Source organism: Nocardia crassostreae (assembly GCF_001613405.1).
Taxonomy (GTDB): domain Bacteria; phylum Actinomycetota; class Actinomycetes; order Mycobacteriales; family Mycobacteriaceae; genus Nocardia; species Nocardia crassostreae.
Window position 1 is genome coordinate 1 of record NZ_BDCH01000016.1, and the last position, 24,597, is coordinate 24,597.

The window sequence follows — 24,597 nt, forward strand, 5'->3', positions numbered from 1 at the left end:
TCTGATCAGACCAGCCCTCGCACCCGTCACCGCAATCCCCCTCCAGACCACACCACCCGCCCCATACCCAACCAGTGAAATCCCCCACCCCGCCCGGTCGTAGGCTGGCAGCGTCATGACTCGATCCGAACCCGACTCCTGCCCAGGTGTCCTCCGACTGCACGAAGCAGCCGACGGCCCGCTAGCCCGCATCCGCGTGCCCGGCGGCCTGTTGACCCCCGAGCAATTGCAAGCACTAGCGAGCGCAGCAGTCGATCTAGCAGACGGCAATATCGAACTGACCTCACGCGGCAACGTGCAGTTGCGCCAAGTCCGTGACGCAAAAGTACTCGAGACCAAGCTGCGGACGGCAGGACTGCTCCCCAGCACTTCCCATGAGCGAGTCCGCAACATAATCGCCTCCCCTCTCTCCGGCCGACTCGGAGGCTTGACCGACGTACACCCGCTGGTAACCGCGCTCGACGCCCAGCTGCAAACAGACCCCCGACTAGCGCAACTCCCCGGCCGAGTGCTCTTCACCCTGGACGACGGCCGCGGCGATGTCAGCGGCCTCGGCGCCGACATCGGCCTACACGCCGTGGACGACAACACCTACGCCCTGCTCCTCGCCGGCGTCGATTCCACCCTCCGAGCGACCCCCCACGCGGCAGTAGATCTCATCCTCGCCGCCGCCCACGGTTTCCTCGACCTCCGCGACGACCAATGGCGCCTACACGAGATCCCGGACGCAGCCAATCGACTCACCGAGCACTTGCTGAATACCCGCCCCACTCTGACCCCTGCCGATGAGCGCCTGGAAATGGTTACCCACCAAGACATCCCAATCGGCTGGCTAACCCAATCCAACAACAACGTCTCCCTAGGCGCAGGAATCCGCCTAGGCTCCCTCCCCGCCCGCACCGCCGAATTCCTCGCCGCCGTCGACCGCCCCATCCTCATAACCCCCTGGCGCACCGTACTCATCACCGACATGGACGAGTGGACCGCCGAACAAGTAGTCCGAGTCCTAGCCCCCATGGGCCTGATCTTCGACGCCACCTCCCCCTGGCTCCAGGTCACCGCCTGCGCAGGCATGCCCGGCTGCGCAAAATCACTGACCGACGTCCGCGCCGACGTATCCGACGCCGTCGAATCCGGCCGCGTCACTCTCACCGCTGAGCCAAATACCCCACAAGAGTCCCTGAATCCCACCGAGGTAATCGCCTCCGGCCGCCAGCACTGGTCCGGCTGCGACCGCCGCTGCGGCCGCCCGCGCGGCGCAGTCACAGAAATCACCGCCACCCCCAACGGCTACCGCCTCACCCCCGGCAACTGAGCGACCCCTCGCTGGGTGAGGCTCCGCCACAGTCAGATCCACAACACCGCCGCACGCACCCAACGGAGACAGGATCCGGCCCGTTCCACCTGTGACCGCCACTGCGGTCGTCTCCCGACACGGTCACCGTCATAGCCCCCGAACAATCACCCATCACGCACGCTGACCGCCGAAGGCCCACACAAAATGTCATCTCACGAGCGGCGCAGCAGAGTCGCCATCTGTTCGGAGGGCACGCAACCGGCAGCATCGCCCGGGATGTAAACAACATCATCGCGATGGCGGTAATAAGGCGTGTTCCAAACCCCCCGAGCCCGCTGATTGTGTTCCTTGGCCTTCCGATGACCGGCAAGGCTCGCCGCGCTGCCGATCGCGAGAACCACGCAGAGCAATCCGAGCACGACCGTGATCACCAGCGGCGCCAGCGTCCCGTTCCGCTCGCGTTCCTCGATCGTGAACGGCAGAACCCACGCGAACGCCCCAGCCATAACCGTGGCCCCCACCAGTCGAAGCACATCCCCCAACCCAGCTTCCGCCTCTTCGACGAGCATCAACCGTGTGCTCAGATCGGTGCGCGTGGACTGCTGGGACCACCCGAACGGCAACCCCATCGTGAAATCCCCCGAAGTCGACATCCCCGGTGACAGTCCGGATGTCGAGCCGGACGTGGTCGTCGTCCCGCTCGCCACGATCGCCGACACCTTCGCGACCTGGGCGATCCGTCGGCAGCTCGGACACCTATTGCGATTCGCGGCGCCTGTCCCCCGCATGCGCCAATGATATGCGGGGGATTGCACGCCTGTACCGCGAATTATTCAGCGTCGATAGCGATTTCGGTGCGCCGGCTCAGGCCGCCGAGGAGTCGAGCACGGTCCCGGCGCGATGCAACTCGAGGGTGCAGCACTTCACGCTGCCACCGGCCCGCAACAGCTCGGACAGGTCGATTCCGATCGGGTTGTAACCGCGCGACCGGAGTTGCTCGGTCAAGGTGGTGGCGCGGTCGCTGAGAAACACGTTGTATCCATCGCAAACCCCGTTCAGCCCGAGCACCTCGGCATCGGCCTCGGTGGCGATGATGGCGTCGGGATACATGCGCGCCAGCAGCCGCGCACTGTCCCCGCTGAATGCCGCCGGATAGTAGGCGATGGTGCCGTCGAGAACCATGACGGCGGTGTCGAGATGGTAGAACCGCGGGTCGATGAGCTCCAGCGAGACCACGGGCAACCCGAAGAATTCGGCTACTTCCGCATGCGCGGTCCGGGAAGTCCGGAAGCCGGTACCCGCGAGGATGCGATCCCGTGTGACAGCGAAATCGCCTTCGCCCTCGTTGGTTTCGCTGGCGGCGGTCAACTGGTAGCGACCCCGGGCCGACATCCAGTCGTGGTAGGCCGGGCCTTCGGCGGTGCGCTCGGGGTTGGCGAAGCGGGCGGAGATGGCGCGGTCGCCGATGACCAGGCCGCCGTTCGCGGCGAACACCATATCGGGCAGGCCGGGCACACCGTCGATGACCTCGACCTGATGGCCGTGGCGTTCATAGATCGCCCGCAAGTTCTCCCATTGGGCGAGAGCGAGCGCGCGATCGATGGGGGTGGAGGCGTCCATCCACGGATTGATGACGTAGGTGACGTCGAAATAATCCGGGCGGCACATGAGGTACTGCCGCGGGGTGGAGCGGCGAGCACCGGTCGGTTCGGGGGTGGGAAGGGTAGTTACGGACGTCAACGGGGACTCCCTGGCAAGTCGGCGCGGACAGGCGTTGACACGAAGGTAAATGGCGTACCGTTGCGCCAGAAATAGCGATTCATTGCGGAGATCTTGAAATCTGCAGCGATTCGTTGCGCAGTAGTGAAAGGATCAGCGTGGACGATCTGGACCGGCGAATTCTCGGACACCTCCTCAAGCACGCCCGCGCCTCGTTCCAGGAGATCGGCGCGGCCATCGGCCTCTCGGCCCCCGCCGTGAAGCGCCGAGTCGACAAGATGGTCGCGGGCGGCCAGATCACCGGCTTCACCGCGGTCGTGAATCCGGCCGCATTAGGCTGGCGCACCGAGGCGTACGTCGAAGTCTTCTACCGCGACAACATCTCTCCGGCCGAACTGCGCCGCAGCCTCGAACCGATCCCCCAGGTAGTCGGCGTCTGGACGATCGCAGGCGAAGCGGACGCATTGGTCCACGTCATGGCCACAGATATGGCCGAAATCGAATCAACAGTCGAACGTATCCGAGAAAACGCCCGAGTAGGCCGCACCCGAAGCAGCATCGTCATGTCCCGCCTCCTCGAACGCCCCCGCACCTGACCCCGAGCAGGTACTGATGCAGGGCTCTTCTCGATGTTTGCCCGCACCATTACCTGCACCCCGGGCGACCCCTTGTGTGGGGGTGTGAGCGGGGCGACTTAGGGTGGGACGCATGTCCGATGTGCGTACCAGCTACCTGACCGACGGGGCCGAGATCTATCGGCGATCGTTTGCCACGATTCGCGCCGAGGCGGAGTTGACGCGCTTTCCGGACGATGTGTCGCGGGTCGTCGTGCGGATGATTCATGCCTGCGGGCAGGTGGATCTGGCGGAGGACGTCGCGTTCAGCACCGATGTCGTGGCGAAGGCGCGGGCGGCGCTGCTAACCGGCGCGCCGATTCTGTGCGACGCGAAGATGGTTGCCTCGGGCGTGACGCGCAAGCGGCTGCCCGCGGACAATGATGTGCTGTGCCTGCTCGACAATCCGCGCGTGCCGGATCTCGCCGCGGCCCTGAACAACACCAGATCGGCTGCGGCGCTGGAGCTCTGGCGTGATCGGCTGGATGGCGCGGTGGTAGCGATCGGGAATGCGCCGACCGCGCTGTTCTATCTGCTCGACATGCTCGATGCCGGTGCGCCGCGCCCCGCGGCCGTGCTCGGTATTCCGGTCGGGTTCATCGGGGCCGCGGAATCGAAGCAGGCCCTGGCCGAATACGGCGGGGTCGAGTTCCTGACCGTCCGCGGCCGACGCGGCGGCAGTGCGATCACCGCGGCCGCCCTCAATGCGATTGCGAGCGAACAGGAATGAGCGGCAAGCTCTGGGGTATCGGGCTCGGCCCGGGTGATCCGGAACTGGTGACGGTGAAGGCCGCGCGGGTCATCGGCGCGGCCGATGTGATCGCCTTCCATAGCGCGCGCCATGGGCGCAGCATCTCGCGAGCTATCGCCGCGCCGTATATGCGCGACTGGCAGCTCGAGGAGCATCTCGTCTATCCGGTCACCACCGAGACGACCGATCATCCCGGCGGATATCAGGGCGCGATCGACGAGTTCTACGAGCGCGCCGCCGCGAGGCTCGCCGAGCATCTCGACGCCGGTCGCTCGGTGGCTCTGCTCGCCGCCGGTGATCCGCTGTTCTACAGCTCCTTCATGCATATGCACCGCCGTCTGGCCGATCGCTTCGAGACCGAGATCATTCCCGGCGTCACGTCGGTCAGCGCCGCCTCGGCCGCTCTCGGCACCCCCTTGGTCGAAGGCGAGCAGGTCCTCACCATCCTGCCGGGCACCATGCCCACCGCGGAACTGACGCGCCGCCTGCGCGAGACCGACGCCGCCGCCATCATGAAGCTCGGCCGCACCTATCCCGGCGTGCGCCGAGCGCTCGCCGATTCGGGCCGTCTCGACGACGCCTACTATGTCGAGCGCGCCAGCAGCACCCGGCAGCGGGTGCTGCGCGCCGCCGATGTCGACGACGCCGAGGTCCCCTACTTCGCGATCACGATCGTCCCCGGCCCGGCCCCGGCCACTCGAATCCCCTTGACGGGCAACGCCTCCGATTCGACCGATCCGGCGGCGAGCGCGGCGACGAACCACACCGTGACGCACAGCGATTCGCGAGGCGAGGTGGTGGTGGTCGGACTGGGACCGGGCGATGCGGGCTGGACCACCCCCGAGGTCGCGGCCGCAGTGGCCGCGGCGACCGATATCGTCGGCTACACGACGTACGTGAATCGCGTACCGGTGCGACCGGGTCAGCGCCGCCATGCGAGCGATAACAAGGTCGAATCCGAAAGGGCCGGAATGGCTTTAGATCTGGCCAAGGCGGGCGCGCGGGTCGTGGTGGTGTCCTCGGGAGATCCGGGCGTCTTCGCGATGGCGGCCGCGGTGGTCGAGGAATCCGCGGATCCGCAGTGGCGGGATGTGCCGGTGCGCGTCCTGCCGGGGGTGACGGCCGCCAGCGCGGTGGCGAGCCGGATGGGCGCGCCGCTGGGGCACGACTTCGCGATGATCTCCCTCTCGGATCGCCTCAAACCGTGGGATGTGGTGGCGCAACGCATTTCGGCCGTGGCCGCCGCCGATATGGCCTTCGCCGTCTACAACCCGGCGTCTTCGCAGCGCACCTGGCAGGTGGCGGCCATGCGCGATCTGGTGCTCGAGCACCGCAAGCCGGAGACGCCGGTGGTGATCGGCCGCGACGTCGGCGGACCCACGGAGACGGTGCGCGTGGTCGCGCTCGGCGATCTGGATCCGGCCGAGGTCGATATGCGCACGCTGCTCATTGTCGGCGCGTCCACGACCACCGTGTTCGACGCGGCCGATGGACCCCGGGTGTTCACCTCGCGGCGATACGGTGACTAATATTCCATAGTGGAATGTAGGCTGGAAGGAGTGGCAGTGGCAGACAGTACGACTCGGCGCCCGCTCAATTCGACGGCCGCGTCCTTACTGGGCTTCCTACACCAGGGCGATATGTCCGGATGGGATCTGGTCGCCCTCGCGCAGGAGCGCATCGGCGACTTCTGGACCATCACCCAGAGCCAGGTGTACCGGGAACTCGCCACCATGCACCAGCACGGCCTGGTCGAGAAGGGCGAAGCGGGTGCGCGCGACCGCACCCCCTACCGCATTACCGAGGAGGGCCGGGAGGCGTTCGCGGAGTGGATCGCCCGCGATCCGGGCGCGGAGACGATTCGCGTCCCGCTGCTGCTGACCCTGTCCTTCGGCGAATTCGTCGACCGCCACCGCCTCGACCGGATCATCGCCGCCAATCGCTCCATCCACGAACATCGCCTCTCCGGCTATATGTCCGGCCACGACGAACAGCGCATGTCCCCGTTCGAACGCGCCACCCTCGATTTCGGCATCCGCTACGAGCGCGCGGTCCTCGAATGGTTCGACCGGCTACCCGAACTACTCGAACGCACCAGCCGCCTGAGCTGATCCGGCTCAGCCCCGCCGCGACCGCAGCTCGGCTTGGCGGCGCAGCCACTCCCAGGCGGCGGCCGCGGTCTCCACCGTGGCGGCCTCCGCGGGCAGCAGGGGGCGATCCACGACCACGACCGGCAGCCCCAGACCGCGCGCGGCGGCGAGCTTGGCTTCGGTCTGCGCGCCGCCGCTGTCCTTGGTCACCAGCACGTCGATGCAGTGCTCGGTCATCAATCGGACTTCCTCGGCAATGGTGAACGGTCCACGCGCCAGCAGCAATTCGTGCCGCGGCGGCAGCGCACCCTCCGGCGGATCGATGGCGCGGATGAGAAACCACTGCCGATCCAATGCGGCGAAGGCCCCCACGCCTTGCCGCCCGATGGTCAGAAAGACCCGCTCCCCCACCTCGGCCACCGTCTCGGCGGCCCACGCCAGATTCGGCACTCGAATCCAGCGGTCCCCCTCCGTTTCGGTCCAGGCCGGGCGGCGCACATGCAGCAGCGGCAGACCGAGGCTTGCCGCAGCGGCCGCGGCATTGGCGGTAATGCCCTCGGCGAACGGATGCGTGGCGTCCACCAGGGCGTCGATCGCATTGCCCGCCAGCCATTCCCGCAGCCCGTCGGCCCCGCCGAAACCCCCCACGCGCACCTCGCCGACCGGCAGCAGCGGGTCGCGCACGCGACCGGCGAGCGAGGAGACGATCTCGAATCCTCGCTCGCCGGCCGCGAGGGCGGCCAGATCCCGGGCTTCCCGGGTGCCGCCCAGAATCAGCGTTTTCAGGGTTGCCCGCTGAAATATGCCGAGCCCGAAGCGATCAGCGGCTGACCACCGGCGATCAGCAGCCCGATGATCGCGCCCGGGATGGCGCCGACGCCGAGCACGAAGAAGCCGATGATGCCGCCGATGAGCGCACCCAGCGAGGCGCGCTGCAGTTCGGCCATGAACCACTCCTGTGAGCTGATGTCCTTGATCGTCCCCGCGGGAGCCGAGACCGGGCTCAAGGTGAGCTTGCCCCCGTCATTGTCGACGGCGGCGGCCAGCTCATACGGCTTACCCTCCCACTCGCCCACCAACGGCACCTGGAAAACGGTATCCCCGGCGGTGTTCCGCAACGCCACCGTCTTCGTGGCCGCATCGAGCCCGAACCGCCCGCCGGTCACCTCGGTAATGATCTGATTGCCGATTTCGGCCATCGTCACTTTATAGTCGACGCCCTGCTCCTGCCCCTGGAATTGCGGCTTGGCAGGTTGCACCTGCTCGATCGGAGCCGGTTCCGCCGACGCCGCATATCCGGTCCCCGCGGCAATACCGGTAGCAGCAATAGCCATCAACGCGGTGGCAGCGAACCTCTTGTGCTTCATGAATCTCCCAAATTGGCTGTGACGCAACCCGTTAACGCCCGGGTTACCGCAGGCCACCCTACCGTTGACCCGATGACGTTTCAGTATGAAACCCTCTAGTCCGTTCCGGAGGTAGACGGGGAAGGTAGGGCGAAGCAGAGTGCGGAGCCGACGACGAGCGCGGGGATGATCGTCCAGGCGCTGGCGATCAGGGCGCCGCTGAAGTCGCCGTCGGCGGCGTAGCCGAAGAAGATGGCGCTGAGGGAGGCGACGCCGACCGCGCAGTGGCCGCACCGAGGATGGCGAGAGTGCCGATCGCTCCGGTCAACGTGCCCACGGCCACGGTCAGGCGGCCGAACCGCACCGTGAGGCGACCGACGAGCGGGGCGATGGCCAGGCCGCCGACCGAGAAGGCGACGGTCACCACACCTGCGCGAAGTGCGGTGTAGCCCTGGCCTTCCTGCAGCCACAGGACGAAGACGAGCAGGAAACCGCTGAAGGCGGCGAAGGCGACCAACTGCACCCAGAGCGCCACACTGCTGGTGCGTGCGCGCAACAGGTCCAGCGGCAGCAGCGCTCCGGCGCGCCGGGCGGGATTGCGATGTTCGCCGATGGCCACCAGCGCGACGAGCGCGATGCCCGCGATGAGCAGCAGCCAGGTCCACGGCGCCCAGTCGTAGGTGCGGCCCTCCAGCAGCGGGAACACGATGGCCACAAGCCCGCGGTCAATCCGACCGCCGTGAGCCAGCGCGGCCGCAACGCGTCTTCGGAATCAGCCACGCTCCGAAGCCCAGCAGTATCAGTGCGGCCGGAACGCTGATCCAGAAGATCGCCCGCCAGCCCAGGCCCGCGATGTCCACGGTGACCAGCACACCGCCCAGCAACAAGCCCCCGGCCTGGGCGAGTCCCGCGACCACGCCGAATATGCCGAGCACCGTGGCCCGTTCGGGACCGCGGAACAAGACGAACAGGCTGGTCAGCACCTGCGGCGCCAGAATCGCGGCGGCGGCGCCCTGTGCGGCGCGGGCGGCGATGAGTTCGCCGGGCCCCTGCGCGAGCGCCGACCAGGCCCCGGCGAGCGCGAAAGCGGCCAGGCCGATGAGGAATACGCGCTTGCGCCCGAACAGATCACCGAGGCGGGCGGCGGTGATCAGGGCGGCCGCGAAGGCCAGCAGATAGGCCGTGGCCATCCACCCGACCTGTGAGGGCGTGCCGCCGAGATCCGCCTGAATGGCCGGGAGCCCGACATTCACGATCGTGACATTCAGCAGGTCCAGCGTGAACACGAGCACGAGCACGACCATGGCCGCCCAACGCCGCGGAAACACCTCCGCCGACGTATCGCCCTGCGCGGAAGTCGTTGTGGTCATTGCGATTTTTCCCTGAATGAACGAGCGTGCACCGTCGCGGTGCTGGCGGAAAACCTGGCCGTGGTCGAACGCTTGCGCACCCCGGGCCCGGACGTGCGCGCCACCCTCGAGGACGTGGCCTACCGGCTCATCAAGGCCTGCTGCGCCGACCGGTCGCGGTCCCTACGCTGGCTCACCTACGCCCAGGTCGCGCAGTTCCCCGACCTCATCGACATCGTCGTCTCCCGCACCTCGGACCAACTGGCCGAAGCCCTCGCCGACCGGCTGGCCCGCCTCGCGCTCTCCAGCCACCTGCGCGCGGGCGATCCGGCCACCGCCGCCGAACAATTCCTGGTGCTGATCACCGGCCCGATGGAGGGCCGCTCCCGCCTCGGCACGCGCAAGGTCCCCACCGCCGAGATGCGCACCGTCGCCACGGCGGCGGTGGACACTTTCCTGCGCGCCTACGGGGTGCCGGAAAACTGACGCGCCCCAGCGCTTTCCGCTTCGCTCTGGCCGCAACGACCGCGGCGGAGATCCACCGGGGAACCGTGTCGTGGACCGCGCGTAGCAGGTTCGCCCGAAACGAGAAGGGGATTGGGCTGCGAAAGACCCGTATGGTCAACCGGAGTTGCCGAAGCCCAACTCGCAGAGCGCAACTGCGGTCGCCGCAGGCTTCATCGCGCTGATCCTCGGTCTGCTGACCGGAAGTGCTGGAATCCCGTGGACCGTCTATGTATCGGCCGACGCCGCGGGCCAAGTCTTGTTGATCCTGGCGTCCGGAGTGGGGCTGATCGCGGGCATCGCGCAACTGTTCAACACCGATTCCGCCTACTTGCTCATCCCGACGATGGTGAGCCTGCTGATTCTCGTCCTGTGCGTGGTCCCGGCAACAGGATGCAACGGCATTCGCGGTGTCAGAGGGTTTTTCCGGCCTCGGCGAGAACGCGGGCCAACAGGTCGTAGTCGGTGTCCTGCCCTTCGGTGATGTCGGCGGTCTTGCGCTCACCATTACCCATCGACCGGAGCACTCCCGGCACCGGGTCGATCTCGGCGGCATTGAACACCAGGAACGACACCTTGTTCCTGGCCACATGGATCAAAGCGGCGTGCTGGCCGTTCATCAGAAAATGCGGTTTGCCGTACAACATCTGCTCTTCCACCCCGGGCAGTGTCGTGGCAACCATCGCCCGCAGCCGTTCGCAGACCTCGACCTGCCACGGCAACGCCTTGTCGATGTATCGAGTGACTTCGCTGTTCATACCGTCCTCCTGAACCCGACCGCGGACTGCATCGGTATCGATTGGTCCTGCAGGAGTGAACGTACGGAGCCGGACGCGACCGGCGCATCGGTCGGACTACCGGCGTTCCAAGCCAGCGCGGAACTTCGGATAAGTAATCGACCGCGCAAGACAGCGGCCGACCTCATCGGCCGATGGTCCCCTGCTGAGCTCGTCGGGTTCCGGACGTAGGGTGAACTCCCGTGGAGCCGGACAGCAACCTGGAAGACTTACGGTCAGCGCGCTCATGCGTTTTCGAGAAGCTCGACGCCGAGAGCCTCACCGAGCCCGACCGGGTCGAGCTGGTGGCGCACGGCGAGGCCGTTCAGAATCAGATCGACGCGATTCAGGATGTCATCGACGACGAGGTGCGCATGCGGACCATGCCCGTACCGGAGCCTTCGGATGATCGGCTGTTCTGAGGCGGTACCGCCGATACGATGCGACGTCATGAACCTTTTCGGGGGCAGATGCGCCCAGGTGGCGTGACTGAAGTAACGTGCCGTCACATGAGCGATGATCTGAAGGGCAAGGGGGCGCTGGTCAGTGGCGCCAGCCGGGGTATCGGGTTTGCGGTGGCGGCGGAGCTGCTCGGGCGGGGGGCCAGTGTGGTAATCACTGCGCGGAAGCAGGAGGCGTTGGAGGAGGCTGCGGAGCGGCTGCGGGGGTTGGGGCACCCGGGGAAGGTTGTCGCGGTGGCGGGGAACTCGGGGGATGCGGGGGCTCGGGCGGAGCAGGTGGCTACTGCGGTGGCGGAGTTCGGGTCGTTGGATATTCTGATCAACAACACCGGCATCAATCCCGTCTACGGGTCGCTGATGGAGGCGGATCTGGATGCGGTGCGGAAGATCTTCGATGTGAATGTGCTTGCGGCGCTGGGGTATATCCAGGAAGCCTATAAAGCTTGGATGCGGGACAACGGTGGGGCCGTTGTCAATCTGGCCAGTGTGGCAGGGATCCGCTCGACCGGGGTGATCGCCGCGTATGGGGCCTCCAAGGCGGCGCTGATTCGGTTGACCGAGGAGCTGGCTTGGCAGTTGGGGCCGAGGATTCGGGTGAATGCGGTGGCGCCGGGGGTGATCAAGACGAAGTTCGCGGATCCGTTGTATTCGGCGGATGAGGAGGCGGCGGCCGATGCTTATCCGATGAAGCGGTTGGGGTCGCCGGAGGATGTGGCGACGCTGGTGGGGTTCCTCGCTTCGGATGCGGCCGGGTGGATTACCGGGGAGACCGTGCGGGTGGATGGCGGGTTGCTGTCCACGGGTGGCATCTGATCCAGGCGGAAGACGCAGCGGGTGCCGGTGTAGATGGTGGGCATGCACTCGTTGCAGTGGGTGCAGGCGGAGCGGGTCGACGGGTCGGATTGGATGCGGCGCAACAGGTTCGGTTCGCGCAGCAGGGCCCGGCCCATGGCGACGAAGTCGAAGCCTTCGGCGCGGGCCAGGCGCATGCCGTCGAGGTCGGTGATGCCGCCCAGCAGGATCAGCGGCATGGACAGTTCGCGGCGGAATTGGCGAGCCCGCTCCAGGAGGTAGGCGGCGCGGTACGGGTATTCCTTGAGGAAGGCCCGGCCTGCGGCGCGGAAGCCCCAGCGGGCCGGGCCCGGAGGGACTTTCGCGAATTCGCGGCGGGGGGGCCGCGCCGTGGAAGAGCAGCATCGGGTTGAGCAGGGAGCTGCCCGCGGTGAGTTCGAGGGCGTCGAGGGCGCCGTCGGCCTCCAGCCAGGCGGCCACGCGCAGCGATTCGGGGACGGTCAGGCCGCCTCGGACACCGTCTTCCATATTGAGTTTGGCGATCACGGCCAGCCGGTCCCCCACCGCGTCGCGGACGGCCCGGACGATCTCGCGGGGGAAGCGGGCGCGGGCGGCGGGCGAGCCGCCGTAGCCGTCGGTGCGGCGATTCAGTAACGGGCTCAAGAACGAGCTCGCCAGATAGTTGTGGCCCACGTGGATTTCGACGGCATCGAAACCGCTGTCGGCGGCCAGCCGGGCGGCATCGGCGTGCGCGGTGACGAGGTCGGCGATCTCGGCTTCGGACGGAACCCGCATGGGGCGCATGCCGAGTGGGCTGAACATCCGGCTGGGGGCAAGGGCGGGAAGATGATTGGAGGCCGCATTGGCGACCGGCCCGGCGTGGCCGATCTGCACGCTGGCGGCCACGCCCTCGGCGTGCACGGCATCGGTCAATTCCCGCAGTCCCGGAACGGCTTCCGGGCGCATCCAGATCTGATGCCGGTCGGTGCGGCCGCCGGGCGCGACGGCACAGTAGGCCACCGTCGTCATCCCGACACCGCCCGCCGCCACCTCGCGATGGAAGCGGATCAGGTCCTCGGTGACCAGCGCGTCCGGCGTGCGGCCTTCGAAGGTCGCCGCCTTGATCACCCTGTTGCGCAAGGTGATCGGCCCCAGCCGCACCGGCTCGAACACATCGTCGTGCATGGTTCTTCCTACCTCTGTTCGGGCGCGGTCAGCCCGGCGATCACGAACGTCTTCAGCGATTCGACGGCCTGCTCCGGCAGCGCGCGCTGCTCGGCGCTGCCGAACCTCGCGATAATCAGATCGAAGGCCAGCTGCCAGCGCCGACGGCTCTCCGACTTGCTCAGTTCCGGCAGCAGCGGCACCCACGAATCCATGCGAAACCACGGCTGCCGCCAGGTCGTCGCATGCCTGCCGAGCACGAATCCGGCCAGCAGCCGCAGATGCAACCGCCCGATCGGATCCCCGGCCAGATCCACGAACGGTGCGATCACCGCGTCGACGATCGCGGGCACCTCGACTCGCCGCGCCGTCACGGCACCCAGCCGCTCGGCCCACAACGGCCCGAGTCGATCCTCCAGCAGCGCCCCGACCAGCGCGTCCTTCGACCCGAAGTGATAGTGCACCGCAGCGGGATTCGCCCCCGACTCGGTGCACACGCCGCGCACCGACACCTCCTCGTAGGGCCGCGTCAGCAGCAACCGCTCGGCGGCGGCCAGCAGCCGCTCACGGGTATCGAGGGAGATCCGGTCCGGCATGCGGACCAGTGAACCATGTCTCAATCACCGATTCAATCATTGATTGAAACTGTCGGTTGCCCGACCCGCACCGAGATCCGGTGGTGTCAGGGCGCTGTGAGCGGGGTGGCACAGCTGGCGGGAGGGTCGACCAGGCGGCAGTCGGTGGGTGGGCGGAGCGGTAGATAGTCGGCGGGCACGCCATTGCCGGTGATGATGTCGCGGTAGGCGCCGACCGCGTCGGTGGGTATGCGGTTCAGGGTCGGGTCGGTGCGGACGTTCACCGTGTAGAGTCCGGATCGCGGTGTTTAGGAGGCCCATTCGTAGTTGTCGGTCAGACTCCAGTAGTTGTAGCCGATGATGTTCATGCCGTCGGCCTGCGCACGCTGCAGCCAGTAGACGGTGTCGCGCAGATGGTCGGAGCGGGTGTAGCCGTCCGTGCGGGATTGCCCGTCTTCGGTGGGCATCCCGTTCTCGACGATCCACAAGGGCTTGCCTGGAAACATCTGCGAATAGCGTTGCAGCGCATAATAGATGCCCTCGGGATAGACCGGCAGATCCCAGATGCCCACGGGCACCGGGCCGCCGGGCGTGATCGCGGCGAGTTCCGGCGTCTCGTAGCCGAAGTAGTAGTCGATGCCGACGAAATCGAGTTTGCCGCCGATGAGCGCCATGAGTGGTCCGTTCACCTGTGGCTCCGCTCCGGCGACGTAGCCGATTGCTGGTGACCATCGCGTTCGGCCGCACCTGGTGGATGTAGTCATAGATGCCGTTGTGCGCCTGCGCCACCCGGTTCAGCATCTGGTCGGCGTCGGTCCCGTTATGGCGTAACTCGTGCATGATGTAGGCGACCGGCTCGTTGATGGTCACCCAGATCGGGTCGCGGCTCACGTAGCGGTCGACGACCTTGCGCATGGCGGTGAGCCAGTCCGCCACCATGGCGGGGTTGCGCCAGCCGCCCCGGTGGACCTCCCACCCCGGATACACCCAGTGGTCCAGGGTCAGCATCGGTCGCATTCCGGCCGCCGCGATGGCGTCGATCACCTCGTCGTAGAAGGCGAAGGCGGACGGATCCCACTCTCCCGGTCGAGGTTCCAGCCGCGCCCATTCCACGCCGATTCGAAAAACCCGCACACCGAGCTCCTCGGCCAGCGCGATGTCGGACCGGAAGCGGGATCGGAAATCGACGGAATCGCCGAGACGGTCCCAGCCCGGATTGGCTTCGATATAGCGGGTCCAATTGCTGTCGGGTGACCGGCCTTCGGATTGGAATCCAGAAGCCGCCACACCCCAGAGGAAATCGTCGCCGAGCGTGCCGCCGTGCCCCTCCGGTATGGTGCCCGCGGCCCCGGCGACCAGGAGCAGGACAGCGGCCATGACCAGCACGGCCGCGACGAGACAGCGAAATCGAGTGCGCATCGGCACTTCCCCGGGACCAGTACTCGAAATGAGTGAAAGCGGCTACTTACTTCCTGGATAGCTGCGATTTGTCTCGGTAATGTGCCAGGTAGATAGTGGTTTGACACACGCTCGAGCGATACCGCCGCCCCGCCCGGCAGGCCCCGGGGGAATCTCTGTGCCGCGCAGGGGTTCCGGCCTTGGTTGACGACGGCCGCTGGCGGGTCGCGCACGAGCACCATTCGTTCGCCGACACCACGGTCACCCCTCCGGACGCATAGCCCCGGCGATCCGCGTGTTGACCGCACCACCTCGGCGCGGTCACGACGGCGTGGTGCGCCGCGCGCCTGCCGCCGATCCGCGGCGCCGTCTGTCAAGCTGTCGGAATCAATCGGCGAACAGGAAGGCTGCGATCATGCGAGTCATTGCCGAAATACTGGTCGGACTGCTTGCCGCCCTGCACCTCTACATCCTGGTGCTGGAGATGTTCCTGTGGACCACCCCGCGCGTCCGTGCCACCTTCGGCACCACCGCCGAATTCGCCGAGGAATCCAAGGCCCTGGCCGCCAACCAGGGCCTCTACAACGGATTCCTCGCCGCCGGGCTCCTCTGGGGCCTGCTCGCCGCTGACCCGGTCGGCCATGCCGCTCAGGTCTTCTTCTCCGCGTGCGTTGTGGTCGCGGGCCTGTACGGCGCGGCCACCGCGAGCCGCCGCATCCTGTTCGCCCAGGCGCTTCCGGGTGCGATCACCCTGGCTGCGGTGCTACTCGCCCGATGACGCCGCACGCCACGGTTGCGGCGCACGGCGGCACGGGTAGGTCCGGCTAGGCCGGTGTGTTCACGCTTTCCTTCGCGCGCCGCGGCTCATAGGTCTCCCAGAACGTGGCGCCCGGAATGCCCAGGGCCAGCGGATCGAAGACCGGATCCTTCCCGTCCTTCTGCTGCCGCTCGTAATCCCACAGCGCCTTGTAGGCCGGGCCCTGCAGGATGATGATGCCGATGATATTGAGCCACGCCATCAATCCCACGCCGATATCGCCGAGGGTCCACGCGGTCGTCGCGGTGGTGACCGCACCGGCCGCGACGGAGGCCAGGATGAGCGCCTGCAACACCATGGTGGCGTTCGATCCGACCGTCCCGCGCAGCAGCGGAACCGGGGCCGAGGCGAATTTGCCGAGCAGGAACCGCAGGTTGGTCTCGGCCATGTAGTAGTACGCGATGATCGTGGTCAGGCAGAAGAAGAACAGCGAGACCGCGATGAAGGTCGAGCCCGCCCCGCTCCACATCGAATCGAAGCCGACCTGCGCGTAGGCCGGTCCCACCGCGGCGTCCGAGGGCAGCACACCGCCGTCGCCGAGCACCCGGCCCGTGGCGCTCTCCCCCTCGAACACGCGGTAGGCGCCGGTCGAGAGAATCAGGAATCCCGTTGCGGTGCAGACGAACAGGGTGTCGACGTAGACCGCGAAGGCCTGCACCAGGCCCTGCTTGGCCGGATGCGACACCTCGGCGGCGGCCGCCGAATGCGGCCCGGTGCCCTGCCCGGCCTCATTGGAGTACACACCGCGCTTGACGCCCCACAGCACGGCCGAGCCGATGATCGCGCCGAACACCGAGTCCACGCCGAATGCGCTGGCGAAGATCATGTTCAGGACCGCGGGGATCTCGCTCGCATTGACCAGCACCACGACCAGCGCCAGGCCGATGTACACGATCGCCATGAACGGCACCACGACCGAGGCGAACACCGCGATGCGCTTGACGCCGCCCACGATCACGAAGGCCAGCACGATGACCGTACCGACGGCCACCGGCCACTTGCCCAGACCCCACGCCTGGTTCATCGACGAGGCGATCGAATTGGATTGCACGCCGGGCATCAGCACACCGCAGGCGATCACGGTCACCGCGGCGAAGATCGCGCCGTAGACCTTGAACAGCCCGGCGGCGCGGGTATGCGCCATGGCCTTGCTGAAGTAGTACGCGGGCCCGCCGCGATATTCGCCGGTGAGCCGATCGCGGGTCTTGTAGATCTGGCCGAGCGTGCATTCCACGAACGATGTCGACGCGCCCAGGAAGGCCACCGCCCACATCCAGAACAGCGCGCCCGGCCCGCCGAATGCGATCGCGGTGGCCACACCGGCGATATTGCCGGTGCCGACGCGACCCGCCAGCGACATGGCCAGGGCCTGGAACGATGTCACACCCGACGGCGAGTCCTCGCCATTGCGCATCAACCGGATCATCTCCGGGATCTGCCGCACCTGGACGAACCGTGAGCGCACGGAGAAATACACTCCGACCGCCAGGCACAGGTAGATCAGCCCTTTACTCCAGATATAGCTGTTGATCGTGTCGAGAAACGCTGTCAACGCTGGTGCTCCCAATTCGACGTGCCATTGCCGCCGCACAGGATGGCATGCGCCGGGTTACCAATTGTTACAAACCCATAACAACGGCGTTTACCCGCAGTCCACCAAGCAGCAAATCGGCAGCGACCAGCGTGTCCCGGGCGCTCGTCAGCGGAACATCAGCGCGCCGACGGTGTCCTGATGGCGGTAGCGCAGGTACTTCTCGACGGTGTCGGCATCGACGGCCGCGGTGGCGGTGGCGAAGGTGATGACCAGGAACTCCTTCTCGCTGCCGTCGCGCCACTTGCCGGTCTCCCAGTCGGCGATGTAGCTGCCAGGGTTCAGGCGGATGTCCTTGTCGTCGAATTGGCCTTCGGCGCCCGAAGCCTTGGCGGCGTCGCCCATGCCGAGGACGTACTGGGTGAGCATGAGGGCGCCGCCCTCGGCCTGCCAGACCAACTCGGCGCTGTACTGGCAACCGAGGCTGGTGAGCTTGCCGGTTTCCTCGACGGGCGCGCAATCGCTGTAGTCGTTGCCGGTGACCCAGTCGGCCTGCAGCGCCACGTCGCCGAGCCGGAAGTTCCAGGCGCCGCTGTATTCGGTGTAGCTGAAGTGACCACCGGCGGGTGCGGCCTTCGTGGTCGTCGTGGTGGTGCGGCGCGTGGTGGTGGGCGCGCTGGAGGTGGTGGTCGTCGTGGCCGAGGCGACGGTGGTCCGGCCGGAGTCGTCGCCGCCGGTGAAGACGACGATCGCGCCCACGGCCACGGCGAGCAGGGCCACCACGCCGACGGCGATGCCCACGATCATTCCGGTATTGGATTTCCGCGGCTGCGGCGGCGGATAGCCGGGCTGCTGTGGATACCCTTGCTGCGGATATCCTTGCTGCGCAGCCCAATCCGGCTGCCCGGGCTGTCCGGGCCAGGCCCCCTGCACGGGCTGCCCCTGCCACCCCCCCTGCTCCGGCGCGGGCCAGACCGGTTGTGCGGCCGGGGGTGTCGCGGGCCCCTCCCACCATGCCGCGTCCGGTTCCGGCTGCTGGCCGTGCGCATTCGGGTCGCCACCGAATCCGGGTCCGGACGGCGGTCCGGGGGGATACGTCATCTCTCAACCTTTCGCAGTTACCGGCCCTCCCCGGCCCGGCAATCGTTACCGAAGCGTATGACGGGCGCCCGGCATGATCCAATCGCAGGGTGACCACCAGTGATCTCGTCGTCTGCGGATCCGGCCCGGCGGGCCGGGCGCTCGCGCATCGGGCGCTGTCACGGGGACTATCGGTCACGGTGATCGATCCGCAACCACACCGGCGGTGGACCGCCACCTATGCGGCCTGGGCCGATGAACTGCCCGGCTGGCTGCCGCCGTCGGTGGTCGCCGCAGGCGTCGACCGGCCGGTGGCCTGGGGCACCCGGCGGGCCGAATTGGATCGTCGCTACGTTGTATTCGATACCGCGCGGCTGCAGGATTCACTCGATCTGAGCGGGGCGCGGATCATTGCCGATCGCGTGGTGCGGATCGCGGGCCCGGCGCGCAGCGGGCACGCCCTGGATCTGCCGTCGGTGCGGCTGGCCTCGGGCGCGATCCTGGCGGGCGGGCGGGTGATCGACGCCCGGGGTGTGCCGCGCTCCCCCGCGCTCGCCGAGCAGACAGCCTTCGGCGTGGTGGTCGACCGGCGGCGGTGGTCCGAACCCGACACGTTGTTCATGGACTGGCGCGCCGACAATGGCGCGGATCCCGATGCGCCACCGTCGTTTCTGTACGCGGTGCCGCTGGGCACGGACACCATGCTCCTCGAGGAGACCTGCCTTGCCGGACGCCCCGCGCTGGACACCACCGAGCTGCGCACCCGGCTCGAATATCGATTGCGGTGCCGCGGAATCACTCTCACCGGCGACGAGCCGATCGAGCGGGTGCGGTTCCCGGTGCAGGGCGGGCGTCCCGGTCCGCACGCCTTCGGCGCCGCGGGCGCGCTGATGCATCCGGCCACCGGCTACAGCGTGGCCACCGCCTTGCTCCTGGCCGATGCCGCCGTCGCCGGTGACGCCCTCTGGACCGGCTCGGCCCGCACCGTGTACCGGCTGCGCTCGGCGGGGCTGCGCGCACTGTTGTCGCTTGCGCCACAGGACATTCCGCTGTTCTTCGACGCCTTCTTCGCACTGCCCGCGCCGCGTCAGCGCGCCTACCTGTCCGGCCGCGACGATCTCACCGGTATGGCCGCCGCCATGACGACCCTGTTCGCCGCGCTGCCCTGGCGGCTGCGCCGCACGCTCGCGACCGCCACCGTCGGCCTGGGCCGCGCGCCCAGCCGATAGTTCTTCCACCCCACCTTCTGGGGCTGGTGACTTCTGGGTCTGGTCCAAGCACGCGGGCGACTCGAGGATTGTGCGCATGCCAAGTCACAGCACCGATTCCGTGGTTCTGTCCGTTGTCGTACCGGTGCTGAACGAAGCAGCCGGTATCTCCGCCACACTCGACCGAATCCTCGAACAGCAGGCGGTGGACGAAATCATTGTCGTGGACAACGGTTCCACCGACGACACTCCCACAATCCTGCGCCGCTACCAGGAGGCCCACCCGAGGATTCACATCGTCGAGGAATCGCGCCGCGGGCTCGCCCGGGCCCGCAATACCGGATTCGATTCCGCGCGTGGCGAATTCATCGCCCGTACCGACGGCGACACCCTGACCGACCCCACCTGGGCGGCCACCATCCGCCGCCACTTCATCGAGCATCCGGAGACCGCTGCGGTCACCGGAATCACCACCTACCACGACTCCCCCGTCGGCTTCTTCCTGCGCATCGGCTTCTGGATCCAGATCCGCCGCGGGAAACTCGGCGGGCGCGTCGGCAATATGCACGGGCCGAATATGGGTATCCGCAAAGCCTCCTGGGAAGCGATCCGCGAATTCACCAATACCGGCTCCCATGTGGTGGAGGATCTGGATCTAGCCCTGTGCCTCACCACCCGCGGACAGCGCATCGATCAGTTGCTCGATATGCGCGCCACCACCTCCCCACGCCGCCGCCGCACCAATCCCCGCGACTGGTGGCAGTTCCAGCTCTCCGGATTGCGCACCATCTCCGAACACGGTTACGACGTGCTCCCCTATCACCGCGCGGTGGTAACGGGAGCGTGGCTGGCGCACACCGCGCAATGGCCGATCTACCTGTTCTGGGATTTCGACCGCCGCCGCTTCACGCTGCGGCCGATCCGGGCGCGCGCGATTTCCTGAGCACGGCACCGATTCTCGGGGCACCATCGAGAAGATGAACGATTGGGCACCGGTGACACCGCGACGACTGGCCTTCGCAGGCGACTGGCACGCCAACCCCTGGCATTCGGTCCGGGCCGTGGAGTGGGCCGCCGAACAACAGGTCGAGGTCATCCTGCACGTCGGCGACTACGGCTACGATTTCAATCCCGGATTCATGGCCCGCGTCCAATACGCACTGGAACAGGCGGGCCTGGTACTCGGATTCGTGCCGGGCAATCACGAGGACTACAACTACCTCGATCGACGCGAGCAGACCTACGGTTGCACCGCGATCGCCTTGCGCCCCAATATCTACTATCTTCCGCGCGGCTATCGCTGGACCTGGTCGGGCGTGCGATTCCTGGCCATGGGCGGCGCGCACAGCGTGGACCGGCCGTGGCGCGAACCCGGAAAGTCCTGGTGGGCACGCGAGTTGATCACCGCCCCCGAGGCGGAGCTCGCCGTGGGCGGCGGTCCGGCCGATGTGATGCTCTGCCACGATGTGCCCGCAGGCGTCCCCATTCCGGCCATCGACGGCAACCCGCACGGCTTCCCGGAAGCGGAAATCCGTGCCGCGCACCAGCATCAGGAGCTGCTGCGGGCGATCGTGGACGAAGTGCGGCCGCGGCATCTGTACGCCGGGCACTATCACACCCGGCATTCGGCCGTGCTGGACGGCGTGGGCTATCGGACAGCGGTGACGATTCTGGATGACGATTCGTCGCCGCTGTCCGACAACCTCGTGGTGGTGGACCTGCGTGAGCTGGCTCGCGCGAGCTAGGGCGGGTTGGGCCCGACTCCATCGCGATACCGGCGACCGCTCCCCCGGCGGGTGTGAGAGAACCGAGGGTGCGGCGGCGGGCCACGCCACCACCGGGAGGGATGCTCGAGCGCACGTGTATGGCCGCGCGCCGGGCATCCGGGCGGCCCCGGAGGCTGTACGGCCTCTTACAGGGCGTTTCGAGTCAGTGGCTCGATCGCTCCGGTCTCGGCGATGCGCAGGGCCAGCTCTTCGAGCAGGCGTCCCGCCTCGGCCATACAGACCTCGGGATCGGATTCGATATCGGTGAGCGCGAAGGCGTCCTCGAATCCGAAGCGGCGCAACATGCTCCGGGCGACCTGGAGTCGTCCGGACACCGCGAGCACGGGCACCTCGGCGCGCGCCGCCGCGCGAGCGACGCCGATGGGCGCTTTACCGTGCAGGGTCTGCTCGTCGAGCGAGCCCTCGCCGGTGATGACCAGGCGTGCGCCGCTGAGCAGGGCATCGAAATCGACGTGCTCCAGGATGATTTCGACGCCGGGACGCATGGTCGCCCCGAGGAACGCCATGGCACCGAAGCCCACGCCACCGGCCGCGCCCGCGCCGGGGCGCTCCGCCAGATCCACGCCGAGATCGCGCCGGGCGACCTCGGCGAAGCGGGTCAGGCCGCGCTCGAGTTCGGCGAGTTCGTCCGGGCCCGCGCCCTTCTGCGCACCGTAGGTGTAGGCGGCGCCGTTCGGGCCGAGCAGCGGGTTGTCGACATCGGAGGCGATGGTCACCGGAACCCGGATCAGTTCGCTCAGATCGATGGTCTCCAGCCGGGCCAGCGCCGCACCGCCGGGCGGCAGCGGCTGCCCGTCGGCATCGAGCAGTCGCGCCCCGAACGCGGTGAGCAGGCCCGCACCGCCATCGGTGCAGGCACTTCCGCCCAGCCCCAACAGGATTCGGCGGGCGCCGCCCTGCACCGCGGTGCGGATGAGTTCCCCGGTGCCCACGCTGGAGGCGGCCAGCGCGGACGCCGGGGTGGGTCCGCCGGGCAGTCGCCGCAGCCCGGAGGCCTCGGCGAGCTCCACGACGGCCGTCTCGTCGCGCACGGCGTACGACGCGACAACGGGATTGCCGACCGGTCCGGTGACGGTGGTCTGCAGCCGGGAGTACCCGGAGGCCACCAGGGCGTCCACGGTCCCGTCGCCCCCATCAGCGACGGGAACGGTGAGCACCGGCAGCTCCGGGCGCGCCCGGCGGAGTCCGGCGGCGAGGTGCGCGGCGACCTGCGGGGCGGTGAGCGAGCCCTTGAACTTGTCCGGGGCGATGATCACATCCCCTTCCTGCCACCCCTTGCGGGCACCGCCGCGCACCCCGATCACCGTGCGCTCCCAGCCGATTCGTACTCCGCCGCACCGGCCGCGGCCGGGGACAGCGCCGCAATGGCGGTGGGTGCGTCGACAACGGATTCGGCGAGCTCTTCGAACTCGTTGATGCTGTCGACCTCGAGGCCCATGGAGACATTGGTGACGCGTTCGAGGATGACCTCGACCAGCACGGGCACCCGGTGCTCGTCACGCAGTCGCTTGGCCTCTTCGAACGCCGCGCCCAGCTTGCCGGGCTCGGTGACACGAATCGCCTTGCAGCCCAGTCCTTCCGCGACCTTCAGGTTGTCGACGCCGTAGACGCCGAGCTCCGGGCTGTTGATGTTCTCGAAGGACAGCTGCACGTAGTAGTCCATGTCGAACTGCCGCTGTGCCTGACGGATCAGGCCCAGGTAGGAGTTGTTCACCACGACATGGATGTACGGAATGTTGAACTGGGCGCCGACGGCCAATTCCTCGATGAGGAACTGGAAGTCGTAGTCACCCGACAGCGCGACGACGGTGTAGTCCGGGGCGGCGGTGGCGACGCCCAGGGCGGCGGGCAGCGTCCAGCCCAGCGGTCCGGCCTGTCCGGCATTAATCCAGTGCCGCGGTTTGAACACGTGCAGCAGCTGCGCCGCCTGGATCTGTGAGAGCCCGATGGTGGTGACGTAGCGGGCGTCGTTGCCGAAGGCCGCGTTCATCTCCTGGTAGACCCGCTGCGGCTTGATCGGCATATTGTCGAACTGGGTCTTGCGCAACAGGGTTCGCTTGCGCTCCTGGATCTTGGCGGCCCATTCGCCGCGGTCGGGCAGCGGGCGCTCCTCCACCAGATCGCGCACGACCTCAAGGAATGCCGCCAGCGCCGCGCCCGCATCGGAGACGATGCCGAAATCGGGGGCGAAGACCCGGCCGATCTGGGTCGGCTCGATGTCGACGTGCACGAAAGTGCGGCCCTTGGTGTAGGTGTCGATGCCGCCGGTGTGGCGGTTGGCCCACCGGTTGCCGATGCCCAGCACGAAATCGGCTTCCAGCATGGTGGCATTGCCGTAGCGGTGCGAGGTCTGCAGGCCGACCATGCCCGCGTGCAGCGGGTGATCGTCCGGAATGGTGCCCCAGCCCATGAGGGTGGGAACCACCGGAATGCCGGTCAGCTCGGCGAATTCGACGAGCAGGTCCGCAGCGTCGGCATTCACGATGCCGCCACCAGCCACGATCAGCGGCCGCTCGGCCGCCATCAGCATGGCAATGGCCTTCTCGGCCTGGGCGCGGGTGGCGGCCGGGCGCTGCACATCCAGGGGCTCGTAGGTGTCGATATCGAATTCGATCTCGGACAGCTGCACATCGATCGGCAGGTCGAGGAGCACCGGACCCGGGCGGCCGGACCGCATGAACTGGAACGCCTTCTGGAAGGCGCCCGGCACCTGCGCGGGCTCCAGCACGGTGGTCGCCCACTTGCTGACCGGGGCCGCGATGGAGGCGATATCGACCGCCTGGAAGTCCTCCTTGTGCAGTTTGGACACCGGGGCCTGGCCGGTGATGCACAGGATCGGAATGGAATCCGCACTGGCGGAATACAATCCGGTGATCATATCGGTGCCCGCCGGGCCCGAGGTGCCGATGCAGACGCCGATGTTCCCGGCGGCGGCGCGGGTGTAACCCTCGGCCATGTGCGAGGCGGCCTCCACATGGCGGGCCAGCACATGCTTGATGCCGCCGTGTGCCCGCATGGCGCTGTAGAAGGGGTTGATGGCGGCGCCGGGCAAACCGAATGCCTGTGTCGCACCCTCTTTTTCGAGGATCAGCACCGCCGCGTCCACGGCTCTCATCCGTGCCATATCAGTTCTCCCGGTTTCCGTGTGCCAATGGACGCTCCGACCACCAAGGCGGTTCGATCGGAGCGGAAGTGTGCACCCACCCCGCGGGCAGCCGGGTGCCGCACATGATGTGGCGGCGGTCCGGCGCCCGCAGGTCGGTGGCGGTTGTCACGCCTTGCCCTTACCGGCCAGCGATTCAGCGACCAGCAGCAGGGCGGAGTGATCGAGCGAGCCG

The 24,597-nt window shown here is 67.6% G+C and carries 25 protein-coding genes and 2 pseudogenes; 13 read left to right on the top strand and 14 right to left on the bottom strand.

The features are described from left to right. The first annotated feature begins 115 nt into the window (after positions 1-115). Positions 116-1,315 carry a precorrin-3B synthase gene (gene cobG / locus NC4_RS16410; protein WP_067538799.1) on the top strand — a complete coding sequence of 400 codons (1,200 nt, stop codon included), beginning with the start codon at positions 116-118 and terminating at the stop codon, positions 1,313-1,315. A gap of 194 nt (positions 1,316-1,509) precedes the next feature. On the opposite strand, the gene NC4_RS16415 is transcribed toward cobG, so the two are convergent. After that, positions 1,510-1,866, bottom strand: coding sequence for a hypothetical protein (locus NC4_RS16415; RefSeq protein WP_067538801.1), 357 nt, complete (start codon positions 1,864-1,866; stop codon positions 1,510-1,512). Positions 1,867-1,873: 7 nt separating this feature from the next. Between NC4_RS16415 and NC4_RS16420 the strand changes: the two genes are divergently transcribed. Beyond that, the gene (locus NC4_RS16420; RefSeq protein WP_067538803.1) at positions 1,874-2,095 is read left to right on the top strand and encodes a hypothetical protein; all 222 of its coding nucleotides are present in this window, start codon (positions 1,874-1,876) and stop codon (positions 2,093-2,095) included. 66 nt (positions 2,096-2,161) lie between these two features. On the opposite strand, the gene ddaH is transcribed toward NC4_RS16420, so the two are convergent. After that, positions 2,162-3,037, bottom strand: coding sequence for a dimethylargininase (gene ddaH / locus NC4_RS16425; RefSeq protein WP_245721732.1), 876 nt, complete (start codon positions 3,035-3,037; stop codon positions 2,162-2,164). A 137-nt stretch (positions 3,038-3,174) separates the two neighbouring features. On the opposite strand from ddaH, the gene NC4_RS16430 reads away from it, so the two are divergent. The 4 genes from NC4_RS16430 to NC4_RS16445 all read left to right on the top strand — a co-directional run bounded on the left by NC4_RS16430 (position 3,175) and on the right by NC4_RS16445 (position 6,492). After that, positions 3,175-3,612 (top strand): Lrp/AsnC family transcriptional regulator, encoded by a 438-nt coding sequence (locus NC4_RS16430; RefSeq protein ID WP_067538808.1) that lies wholly within the window; start codon positions 3,175-3,177, stop codon positions 3,610-3,612. Positions 3,613-3,724: 112 nt separating this feature from the next. After that, positions 3,725-4,360 carry a precorrin-8X methylmutase gene (locus tag NC4_RS16435; protein WP_067538810.1) on the top strand — a complete coding sequence of 212 codons (636 nt, stop codon included), beginning with the start codon at positions 3,725-3,727 and terminating at the stop codon, positions 4,358-4,360. Continuing rightward, positions 4,357-5,910 carry a precorrin-2 C(20)-methyltransferase gene (locus NC4_RS16440; protein ID WP_067538813.1) on the top strand — a complete coding sequence of 518 codons (1,554 nt, stop codon included), beginning with the start codon at positions 4,357-4,359 and terminating at the stop codon, positions 5,908-5,910. Before NC4_RS16435 ends, NC4_RS16440 begins: the two co-directional genes overlap by 4 nt. A 36-nt stretch (positions 5,911-5,946) precedes the next feature. Then, complete coding sequence (locus NC4_RS16445; RefSeq protein ID WP_067538814.1) at positions 5,947-6,492, top strand: PadR family transcriptional regulator; 546 nt, start codon at positions 5,947-5,949, stop codon at positions 6,490-6,492. Positions 6,493-6,498: 6 nt separating this feature from the next. Here NC4_RS16445 and NC4_RS16450 read toward each other — a convergent pair whose 3' ends face one another. The 4 genes from NC4_RS16450 to NC4_RS41640 all read right to left on the bottom strand — a co-directional run bounded on the left by NC4_RS16450 (position 6,499) and on the right by NC4_RS41640 (position 9,187). After that, on the bottom strand, positions 6,499-7,257 hold the full coding sequence (locus tag NC4_RS16450) for a cobalt-precorrin-6A reductase (RefSeq protein WP_067538848.1): 759 nt from the start codon (positions 7,255-7,257) through the stop codon (positions 6,499-6,501). Then, positions 7,254-7,838, bottom strand: a complete 585-nt coding sequence (locus tag NC4_RS16455) for a DUF456 domain-containing protein (RefSeq protein ID WP_067538815.1) — start codon at positions 7,836-7,838, stop codon at positions 7,254-7,256. The genes NC4_RS16450 and NC4_RS16455 overlap by 4 nt, the downstream gene beginning before the upstream one ends. A 187-nt stretch (positions 7,839-8,025) precedes the next feature. Continuing rightward, positions 8,026-8,532 (bottom strand): MFS transporter, encoded by a 507-nt coding sequence (locus NC4_RS16460; protein WP_067538816.1) that lies wholly within the window; start codon positions 8,530-8,532, stop codon positions 8,026-8,028. Positions 8,533-8,542: 10 nt separating this feature from the next. After that, on the bottom strand, positions 8,543-9,187 hold the full coding sequence (locus NC4_RS41640) for an MFS transporter (RefSeq protein ID WP_067538817.1): 645 nt from the start codon (positions 9,185-9,187) through the stop codon (positions 8,543-8,545). Positions 9,188-9,226: 39 nt separating this feature from the next. Here NC4_RS41640 and NC4_RS16470 point away from each other — a divergent pair, with 39 nt between their 5' ends. Next, positions 9,227-9,652 (top strand): TetR/AcrR family transcriptional regulator C-terminal domain-containing protein, encoded by a 426-nt coding sequence (locus tag NC4_RS16470; RefSeq protein ID WP_218021193.1) that lies wholly within the window; start codon positions 9,227-9,229, stop codon positions 9,650-9,652. A gap of 431 nt (positions 9,653-10,083) precedes the next feature. Here the strand turns inward: NC4_RS16470 and NC4_RS16475 are convergent, their stop codons facing one another. Continuing rightward, positions 10,084-10,428, bottom strand: coding sequence for a DUF1801 domain-containing protein (locus tag NC4_RS16475; protein WP_067538818.1), 345 nt, complete (start codon positions 10,426-10,428; stop codon positions 10,084-10,086). 221 nt (positions 10,429-10,649) lie between these two features. Here NC4_RS16475 and NC4_RS16480 point away from each other — a divergent pair, with 221 nt between their 5' ends. Both NC4_RS16480 and NC4_RS16485 read left to right on the top strand, forming a co-directional pair. Further along, positions 10,650-10,868: a hypothetical protein gene (locus NC4_RS16480; RefSeq protein WP_067538821.1), complete on the top strand. Its 219-nt coding sequence runs from the start codon at positions 10,650-10,652 to the stop codon at positions 10,866-10,868. Positions 10,869-10,955: 87 nt separating this feature from the next. Next, positions 10,956-11,720 (top strand): SDR family oxidoreductase, encoded by a 765-nt coding sequence (locus tag NC4_RS16485; protein WP_067538824.1) that lies wholly within the window; start codon positions 10,956-10,958, stop codon positions 11,718-11,720. Positions 11,721-11,731: 11 nt separating this feature from the next. Here the strand turns inward: NC4_RS16485 and NC4_RS39075 are convergent. The 3 genes and pseudogenes from NC4_RS39075 to NC4_RS45130 form a co-directional block, all read right to left on the bottom strand. Then, positions 11,732-12,884 (bottom strand): annotated as a pseudogene (locus NC4_RS39075) (NADH:flavin oxidoreductase); the annotation flags it as partial. Positions 12,885-12,892: 8 nt separating this feature from the next. Further along, the gene (locus tag NC4_RS16500; RefSeq protein ID WP_067538830.1) at positions 12,893-13,459 is read right to left on the bottom strand and encodes a TetR family transcriptional regulator; all 567 of its coding nucleotides are present in this window, start codon (positions 13,457-13,459) and stop codon (positions 12,893-12,895) included. 86 nt (positions 13,460-13,545) lie between these two features. Continuing rightward, positions 13,546-14,857 (bottom strand): annotated as a pseudogene (locus tag NC4_RS45130) (family 1 glycosylhydrolase). 394 nt (positions 14,858-15,251) lie between these two features. Between NC4_RS45130 and NC4_RS16510 the strand changes: the two are divergent. Then, positions 15,252-15,614: a DUF1304 domain-containing protein gene (locus NC4_RS16510; protein WP_067538832.1), complete on the top strand. Its 363-nt coding sequence runs from the start codon at positions 15,252-15,254 to the stop codon at positions 15,612-15,614. A 46-nt stretch (positions 15,615-15,660) separates the two neighbouring features. On the opposite strand, the gene NC4_RS16515 is transcribed toward NC4_RS16510, so the two are convergent. After that, entirely contained in the window at positions 15,661-17,205 is a 1,545-nt protein-coding gene (locus NC4_RS16515; RefSeq protein WP_067538834.1) for an alanine/glycine:cation symporter family protein, read from the bottom strand. Between the two features lie 147 nt (positions 17,206-17,352). Further along, positions 17,353-18,285 carry a hypothetical protein gene (locus tag NC4_RS16520; protein ID WP_157554804.1) on the bottom strand — a complete coding sequence of 311 codons (933 nt, stop codon included), beginning with the start codon at positions 18,283-18,285 and terminating at the stop codon, positions 17,353-17,355. Positions 18,286-18,374: 89 nt separating this feature from the next. Here NC4_RS16520 and NC4_RS16525 point away from each other — a divergent pair, with 89 nt between their 5' ends. The 3 genes from NC4_RS16525 to NC4_RS16535 all read left to right on the top strand — a co-directional run bounded on the left by NC4_RS16525 (position 18,375) and on the right by NC4_RS16535 (position 21,217). Beyond that, positions 18,375-19,493 (top strand): lycopene cyclase family protein, encoded by a 1,119-nt coding sequence (locus NC4_RS16525; protein ID WP_067538839.1) that lies wholly within the window; start codon positions 18,375-18,377, stop codon positions 19,491-19,493. 76 nt (positions 19,494-19,569) lie between these two features. Beyond that, positions 19,570-20,415 carry a glycosyltransferase family 2 protein gene (locus NC4_RS16530; protein ID WP_067538842.1) on the top strand — a complete coding sequence of 282 codons (846 nt, stop codon included), beginning with the start codon at positions 19,570-19,572 and terminating at the stop codon, positions 20,413-20,415. Positions 20,416-20,449: 34 nt separating this feature from the next. Next, entirely contained in the window at positions 20,450-21,217 is a 768-nt protein-coding gene (locus tag NC4_RS16535; protein WP_067538844.1) for a metallophosphoesterase family protein, read from the top strand. Between the two features lie 167 nt (positions 21,218-21,384). Here the strand turns inward: NC4_RS16535 and NC4_RS16540 are convergent, their stop codons facing one another. Together NC4_RS16540 and gcl are read right to left on the bottom strand one after the other, a co-directional pair. Further along, positions 21,385-22,563, bottom strand: coding sequence for a glycerate kinase (locus NC4_RS16540; RefSeq protein ID WP_245721733.1), 1,179 nt, complete (start codon positions 22,561-22,563; stop codon positions 21,385-21,387). Next, positions 22,560-24,383, bottom strand: a complete 1,824-nt coding sequence (gene gcl, locus NC4_RS16545) for a glyoxylate carboligase (protein ID WP_067538846.1) — start codon at positions 24,381-24,383, stop codon at positions 22,560-22,562. The genes NC4_RS16540 and gcl overlap by 4 nt, the downstream gene beginning before the upstream one ends. Positions 24,384-24,597: the final 214 nt, after the last annotated feature.